This is a genomic window from Arthrobacter sp. NPDC058127, from assembly GCF_042884555.1.
Classification (GTDB): Bacteria; Actinomycetota; Actinomycetes; order Actinomycetales; family Micrococcaceae; genus Arthrobacter.
Genome location: NZ_JBHVTT010000004.1, coordinates 297592 through 305416 on the forward strand (window position 1 = coordinate 297592; position 7825 = coordinate 305416).

At 64.7% G+C, this 7825-nt stretch carries 5 protein-coding genes; 2 read left to right on the plus strand and 3 right to left on the minus strand.

Features of this window, described 5'->3' with window-relative positions; all coding sequences use genetic code 11:
• Nucleotides 1–91 precede the first annotated feature (91 nt).
• Nucleotides 92–886, plus strand: a complete 795-nt coding sequence (locus ACFVTG_RS09155; protein WP_390279729.1) for a tyrosine-protein phosphatase — start codon at nucleotides 92–94, stop codon at nucleotides 884–886.
• Here ACFVTG_RS09155 and ACFVTG_RS09160 read toward each other — a convergent pair.
• Genes ACFVTG_RS09160 through ACFVTG_RS09170 form a run of 3 tightly spaced genes read right to left on the minus strand, consistent with a single transcriptional unit; the run spans nucleotide 852 to nucleotide 6065 of the window.
• A complete protein-coding gene (locus ACFVTG_RS09160) occupies nucleotides 852–2414 on the minus strand; it encodes an FAD-dependent oxidoreductase (RefSeq protein ID WP_390279731.1) in 1563 nt (520 codons plus the stop codon). The two genes, ACFVTG_RS09155 and ACFVTG_RS09160, sit on opposite strands and share 35 nt — an antisense overlap.
• On the minus strand, nucleotides 2411–4657 hold the full coding sequence (locus ACFVTG_RS09165) for a molybdopterin oxidoreductase family protein (RefSeq protein ID WP_390279733.1): 2247 nt from the start codon (nucleotides 4655–4657) through the stop codon (nucleotides 2411–2413). The genes ACFVTG_RS09160 and ACFVTG_RS09165 overlap by 4 nt, the downstream gene beginning before the upstream one ends.
• A 1-nt stretch (nucleotide 4658) precedes the next feature.
• Nucleotides 4659–6065 carry an MFS transporter gene (locus ACFVTG_RS09170; RefSeq protein WP_390279735.1) on the minus strand — a complete coding sequence of 469 codons (1407 nt, stop codon included), beginning with the start codon at nucleotides 6063–6065 and terminating at the stop codon, nucleotides 4659–4661.
• Between the two features lie 292 nt (nucleotides 6066–6357).
• Between ACFVTG_RS09170 and ACFVTG_RS09175 the strand changes: the two genes are divergently transcribed.
• Nucleotides 6358–7767: an MFS transporter gene (locus ACFVTG_RS09175; protein WP_390279737.1), complete on the plus strand. Its 1410-nt coding sequence runs from the start codon at nucleotides 6358–6360 to the stop codon at nucleotides 7765–7767.
• Nucleotides 7768–7825: the final 58 nt, after the last annotated feature.

A 7825-nucleotide genomic window follows, 5' to 3' on the forward strand; every position in this document is an offset into this window, starting at 1 on the left:
AACCTTTCCCCGTAGCCAGATCCCACGCCTGTGCCAGGAAGTGGTTCCGAATGAACCCAATCGGTAAGCACGCTCTGGTTTACTAAGGCACATGGGGGATCTGATAGAAAACAAAGATCGCACACTCAGAGTTGACGGCCTGGTCAACGGGCGCGACCTCGGAGGTCTACGGCGCGCGGATGGGACGGTCACTCCAAGGGGCGTGTTTTTCCGGAGCGAGAACGTCGACTGGATCACCGGGAACGGATGGCAACAGATCTATGATGCCGGGATCCGCACCGTGATCGACCTCCGTCAGCAACGGGAACGGGACATGGATACCAAGGAACGGCCTAGCTGGCTCACCACGATCCACGTCGACCTTGACGGCTTGGAAAACAAAGAGTTCTGGGCCGACTACTGGGACAACGGTCTCGTGGGCACGGCGCTCTACTTTCTCCCGCACCTTGCAGCCATGCCCGAACGGGCCGGCGCCGCTATTTCCGCTGTGGTCAACGCACCGACAGGAGGTGTCCTCTTCCATTGCATGGGAGGCAGGGACAGGACCGGGTTGCTCGCCATGGCTCTGCTTCATGCGATCGGCACCGACCCAGAATGCATCGTGGATGACTATCTGGAAACCGTCAGGCTAGGCGATATGCGGGCAGCCAGCGGCAACCGAAACAACGTCGAACCTAGGCTTGAGGAACTGTGCCGGCAGCACGGCACAACAACCGAAGGCGCCTTCCGGGATGCCTTGGAAAAATTCGATCTCCAAGCCTTCCTCGACGCCGCGGAGCTCACCGACAAGGACCTGAAGGGCTTGTTCACGTGGCGCGGCGCGACCGTCACAACCCCGGCGCCCAAACCCACTACGCCGCAACTCCCTGAAAGTGCTTCTCGATAATCCCCTTGATGTCACCGTGGCACCCACCACACCCAGTGCCGGCCCGCGTAGCCTTCGAAACTTCGGGCACGGAAGAGCAGCCATCCAGCACGGCTTCCTCGATGCTCGCACCGCTGACTCCCGCACAGCGGCACACGGTGCGCTGCGGATCATCATTCGAAGCAGACGGACCCAGTTGGTCCGGGCCGTCCAGGCGCAGCAGGAGTGAACGATCGGCGGGCAGCTCGGAGCCGCGTTCGAACAGCATCACGAGCTCCGCGGCCGTGCGCGGCATGCCTACGGTCACGAGTCCTTCGAGCGCGCCGCCCCGCGTCGTCATTTTGACGTAGCGGCCGTGTTCGGGATCGGCCCACTGGGCGACCTGGCGCCGGGGCATTCCCTCGGAGACACCGACGGACAACAGCTCGTCATCCCACGGTTCGGCGCTGTTGTCGCCAGCGACGGCCATGTTGATGCCGCGTGCCTTCAGCACCACGACGCCGGGCTTCTCCTGCGGCAGGGGCGCCAAGGTGTCGGCTGCGTCCTGGCCGCCTTCGGCGAGGAGGATCAGGTACTCGGCAAGCCACTCGGCCTGCCGCCAGCCCGGCCCCACCAGGCCAGATGGACCCAATGCGGTGCGGCATTCGGGGCACTCGGCATCGGCGCAGCGGACTTCGGCGCAATCGCCGATCGCGAACATATGCGGCTCGTGGTAGGTCCGCAGATGGTGATCCACCAGGATGCCGGTAGCGGCAGGCAACCCGCAGCCTTCGGCCAATTCGATCCGGGGGCGAACACCACAGGAAAGGACAAGAAGGTCGCCTTCGATCCGTGACCCGTCGTTGAGCACCAGGGCGGAAAACATGCCGTTGGGGCCGTTGTGCTCCACTGCCGTGGAACGGGCGTTGCCCACCATCGTGATCCCGCTGTTGCGCAAGCTCGTCGCGAGAACGGCCCCGCCGCCGCGGTCGATATTGCGGCCCAGCGGGAAGGAGCCGTTGTGCACCACCGTGGTCAGGGCACCTTCTTCAGCTGCGGCCAATGCCGTTTCAAGGCCGAGTACACCGCCACCGAGGACGATCACGCGCTTGCCGGCAGCTACGGCGTCGCGCAGTTGCGCGGCATCTCGGAGGTCACGGAGGGCAGTCACGCCTGGAGGGAGTACAGGGTGTGAAGGGTCGGGGTTGATACCCGTGAGGTTCGGAATGACGGGCCGCGAGCCCGTGGCGAACACCAGGCGGTCGTAGCCGGGCGTTGTCCCGTCCGAAAGGACAAGCTGCTGGCGTGCACGGTCGATGCGTTTGACGGTGACGCCCAGCCGGACCTCGACGCCGTCGGCCGCCAAAGCGGCAGCGTCCGCCATCGCGAGTGCCTCCGCGGTGGTCCGCCCAACGCCGAGTTCCGCCACCATGACGCGGTTGTACGCGGCTTCGGTTTCCTGCCCGACGACGAGCAGTTGGACAAGGCCGCCGCGCACGGCGGGCAACAACTCGTCCACCAGCCGGGCTGCGACCGGTCCGAATCCGACCACCACAATTCGCTCGCTCACGATGCCTCCTTGACCTGCATAGACAAGCTGACCTGCATTGATACGCTGGCCGCCGCTGGCAATGCCAGCTGGGCAGCCAACTCCGATTCGACGTTTGCCAGTACGGCCTTCCGGACCCAGACCGTGCTCGTCTTGAACTCCGGCATGCCCGAAATAGGATCCGTGACCGCCTCAGTGAGCAGGTTGGCGCTGCCCAGTCCAGGGAAATGGAAGGGCAGGAAGACGGTGTCCGTCCGGATGCTGTTGCTGAGCTCCACCCTGCACAGGACCTCTCCGCGCTCGTTGGAGACCCGGACAAAGTCGCCGCTGGAGATGTCCCTGACGGCCGCCGTCGCGGGGTGGATCTGCAAGAGCGGCTCCGGCTGCGCGGCCGCGAGTTCGGCCACGCGGCGGGTCTGGGCGCCCGATTGGTAGTGTTCTAGGAGCCGTCCGGTGACGAGCGTCAGCGGATCGGGGTCAGAGCCGACGACGGCGGAGCGCCGGGACCGCTTCTGCGGTGCCACCGGGACCATGACCGCGCGACCGTCGGCGTGCGCGAAGCTGTCGAGGAAGAGCCGCGGCGTTCCCGAACTGCCGGTGGGATAGGGCCAGTAGGCGGCCTCTCCTCGATCCAGCATGGCGTAGTCGATTCCGGAGTAGTCTGCCAAGCCACCTTCCGAGGCGAGCCGGAGCTCCTCGAAGACGGTCTCGGGATCGTCGCTGAACGTGGACGGAGCGTCGAGCGATACGGCGAGCCGGGCCATGAGCCACAATTCGCTGCGGACGCCCGGGGGAGGGGTGAGCGCCTTACGACGGCGGAGCACGCGGCCCTCGAGGTTGGTCAGGGTGCCTTCCTCCTCGGCCCATTGGGTGACCGGGAGGACCAGGTCGGCTTCCAGCGCGGTCTCGGACATGAAGAAATCGCAGACAACCAGGAAGTCCAGGCGGCGCAGGCCCTCGATCACCGCGCCGGCGTCGGGGGCTGACACCGCCACATTGGCGCCGTGCACGAAAAGGCAACGGACGCCGTCGGGCTGTCCCAAAGACTTCAACAACTCCACGGCTGGAAGGCCGGGGCCGGGGATGAGGGATTCGTCGACGCCCCACACTTTGGCGACGTGTGCGCGGGCGGCGGGATCGGTGATCTTGCGGTAGCCGGGGAGCTGATCGGCCTTTTGGCCGTGCTCGCGGCCGCCCTGGCCGTTTCCCTGGCCGGTCAGGGTGCCGTACCCGCTGCGGGCGGATCCCGGGAGGCCGAGGAGGAGGCTGAGGTTGATCGCGGCTGTGGCGGTGTCCGTGCCGTCGACGTGCTGCTCGACTCCGCGGCCGGTGAGGATGTAGCTGCCGCCGCGCCGGGCGCCGTCTGCGAGGCGCCGGGCGGTTTCGCGGATGAGCGTGGCGGGTACGCCGGTGATCGACTGGACGCGCTCCGGCCAGAAAGCGGCGAGGCTGCGAGCGATCGCCGGGTACCCGGTGGTTCGGTCCTGGAGGTATTCGGCGTCGGCGAGGCCTTCGTGGACCACTACGTGGGAGATACCCAACAGCAGGGCGAGGTCCGTTCCGGGGGTCGGCTGCAAGTGGATGCCGCCGCCGTCGCCGGTGAATGCGGCCGTCGCGGAACGGCGGGGATCGGCCACGATCAACCCGCCGGAATCGCGCGCGCCTTGCAGGTGCTGGACGAACGGCGGCATGGTCTCGGCAACGTTGGAGCCGAGAAGGAAGATGACGCTCGCCGAATCAAGGTCTTCCACGCAGAACGGGAGGCCGCGGTCCACGCCGAACGCGCGGTTTCCGGCTGCCGCGGCAGAGGACATGCAGAAACGTCCGTTGTAATCGATGCGCGAGGTTCCCAGCGCCAAGCGGGCAAACTTGCCCAACTGGTAGGCCTTCTCATTGGTGAGTCCGCCGCCCCCGAACACGCCGACCGCGTCGGGCCCGTACTGTTCGCGGGTCTGCTTGACGGCTCCGGTGACCAGCATGAGTGCTTGGTCCCACGTGACGGGCCGGTGGACGCCATCGGACCCTTTGAGCATGGGTTCCGTTACGCGTCCGGTGTGGTTCAACAACGACGGCGATGTCCAGCCCTTGCGGCACAACCCGCCCCTGTTGGTGGGGAAATCGCGACCGGACACTTCCAGGAGCGGAAGTGCCTTTGCCGCGGGAGCGGGGTCTGACCCCGGCTGCGCCGAGGGCGCCGCCGGGGTCAGGGTCATGGCGCACTGCAGCGCACAATACGGGCAGTGGGTGTTGGCGCCATTGGGCATATTAGATGTGTCCCATCGCGTTACGGTTGGCCTTCCGGAGGTAGCAGACCCAGCAGACGATGAGCATCAGCACGTAGGCGCCGACGAAGCCATAGAACGCGGGGGTGTAGGAGCCGGAAGCGCTGGATGCGTTGAGTACCTGGGGGATGACGAATCCGCCGTAGGCGCCGATCGCCGAGATCAGGCCGAGGGAGGAGGACGCGAGGCGTGCCGTGCTGGCGGCGCTCGCCCCCGAGCGGGCTGCACGGCTTGAGGTGGCGAAGATGACCGGAATCATGCGGTAGGTGGCGCCGTTTCCGAAGCCGCTTGCCGTGAAGAGGAACAGGAACAGGACCAGGAAGAGCCAGAAGTTCTTGAGCGGAAGGGTCCAGATCATGGTCAAGGTGATAACGGCCATCGCTGCGAACGCCGTGACGGTCATCCGGGCTCCGCCCATGCGGTCAGCCATGCGTCCACCGTAGGGACGGGCGAGGGAGCCGACCAGCGGGCCAAGGAAGGCGAGCGAGAGGACAACCGCGCCGAGGTGCATGGAGGAGAATGCCGGGAAGTAGTCCTTGATGAGCTTGGGGAAGACCCCGGAGAAGCCGATGAACGAGCCGAACGTACCGATGTACAGGAAGGCCATGATCCACAAGTGCGGTTCCTTGAGTGCGGCGATGGAGCCTGCAACGTCACCCTTGGCGCTCGTGAGGTTGTTCATGTACTTCCAAGCGCCGAAGGCAGCGATAAGGATGAGCGGAATCCAGATAAGGCCGGCCATGGGCAGGTTGACGGTACCGGCGGCCAGTAGGGTGACGGCGATCGGGACGACGAGCTGCGCGACGGCGGCACCAAGGTTTCCGCCCGCGGCGTTCAAGCCCAGCGCCCAGCCCTTTTCGCGGGCAGGGTAGAAGAAGGTGATGTTTGCCATCGAGCTCGCGAAGTTGCCGCCGCCGAAGCCTGCAAGTCCCGCTACCAGCAGCATGACGCCGAAGGGGGTGCCGGGGTTTGAGACGCACAAGGCAAGGCCCGCCGTCGGGATCAGCAGCAGGAGGGCCGAGACGATGGTCCAGTTGCGGCCACCGAACCTTGGAACCATGAAGGTGTAGGGGATGCGCAGTGTGGCACCGACCAGGCTGGGGATCGAGATGAGCCAGAAGATCTGGTTGGTGTCGAACTTGAAGCCTGCGGCCGGGAGCTGGACGACGACGATCGACCAGAGCTGCCAGACGACGAAGCCGAGGAACTCGGCGAAGATGGACCAGTACAGGTTGCGCTTGGCGATGGAACGGCCGGCGGCTTCCCACTGATCTTTGTTCTCTGCGTCCCAGTTGGCAATCCAGCGGCCAGGACGGTGTTCAAGCTCGGGGACGAGGGCGGTGGGCGCCTGCTCGTTGGTGAGGATTTCGGTGCTTCGGTCAACTGTCACGGAGTGCCTCCTTTGTGGGGACGTTGTACTTACACGTTAGGTACGGCGCGTTTCGCGGACCGTCGCGGTTTGTAAACGTGCTGTGACATTCACCTATCGGAGGGGGTCACCACTGCGTGAGGCGATGGTGAGGTTGTTGTGGCGCGGACCACAGAGTGAGACTTTTCCGGGCGTCCGCATCTTGGACTTGATTGTCCATTTGGTGGATACCGGGAACTATTATTGAACTCTCAATAATCTTTGCCGGCAGGCTCAGCGACGCCGGGCCGGCGTGAACGAAAGCATCCACTACATGTCTTCCATCGCTGAATCCAAGGAAAGCGAGTCAGTCAAGCCGGTCAACTCGCGGGGACGGGTGATTTTCGCCAGCCTCATTGGTACGTCCATCGAGTTCTACGATTTCTACGTTTATGCCACGGCAGCCGTGCTCGTCTTCCCCAAACTCTTCTTCCCGACGGCGGACGAGACCACCCAGCTGCTGAGCTCCTTCGCGGTGTTCGGCGTCGCCTTCGTCGCCCGGCCGCTCGGCTCCATCATTTTCGGCCACTTCGGTGACAAGTTCGGTCGCAAGGGAACCCTGGTTGCGTCCCTCCTGACCATGGGTATTGCCACGTTCCTGATCGGTTGCCTCCCCACGGCACAGGTCCCGGGCTGGACCTTCCTGGCCCCCACGTTGCTGGTAGTCCTGCGTTTCGCCCAAGGCCTGGCCCTCGGTGGTGAGTGGAGCGGTGCCGCGCTGCTCGCAACGGAGAACGCGCCGGCCAACAAACGCGCCATCTATGGAACATTCCCGCAGATGGGTGCGCCGATCGGCTTCATCCTGGCCAACATCATCTTCCTGGTCTTCAGCTACACCTTGACCCCCGAGGCTTTCGCCGCGTGGGGCTGGCGCGTGCCGTTCCTACTCAGCGCCGTCATGGTGATCCTCGGCCTCTATGTGCGCCTCAAGCTCATTGAAACTCCTGCATTCAACAAGGTGCTGGAGTCCAACGAAGTGGCCAAGCTGCCCATCGGACGCGTGTTCAAGAAGAGCTGGCGCCCGCTGATCCTCGGCACCTTCATCATGCTTGCGACGTACGTGCTGTTCTACCTGATGACCACGTTCACGCTGACCTACGGCACCAAACCCACCCTGGCAGGCGCTCAAGCTGCTGCTATCAAGGCGGGAAAGCCCATGACCGACGCGGCCGCCGCGGCGTTCGTCCCGGGCTTGGGCTTCAGCCGGAACGACTTCCTCTGGATGCTGATTGCCGGCGTCGTCTTCTTCGGTATTTTCACCCTGGTGGCCGGTCCGCTGGCCGAAAAGTACGGCCGTCGCAAGATGCTCCTGGCCGTCACGGCTGGAATCCTGGTATTCGGCCTGCTCTTCGTGCCGTTGTTCAGTGGCGGCTTCGTCGGGACCATGGCGTTGCTGATCATCGGATTCACGCTGATGGGGCTCACCTTCGGCCCTATGGGTGCACTGCTTCCGGAACTGTTCCCCACCAACGTCCGCTACACCGGATCCGCAGTCAGCTACAACCTGTCCAGCATCCTCGGCGCGGCAGTGGCTCCGTTCATCGCGGTCTGGCTCTGGGAATCGGCCAAGGGAAGCACGGTCCTGGTGGGTGTCTACCTCAGCGCCATGGCGGTGTTGACGCTCGTGGCCCTGTTCCTGTCCAAGGAAACCAAGGACACGGACTACGAGAACAACGTAGCCTGACCCCGTATTAGCAGGCCCGCGTTAAATGGCTCCGGCCCCGCACCAATGGTGCGGGGCC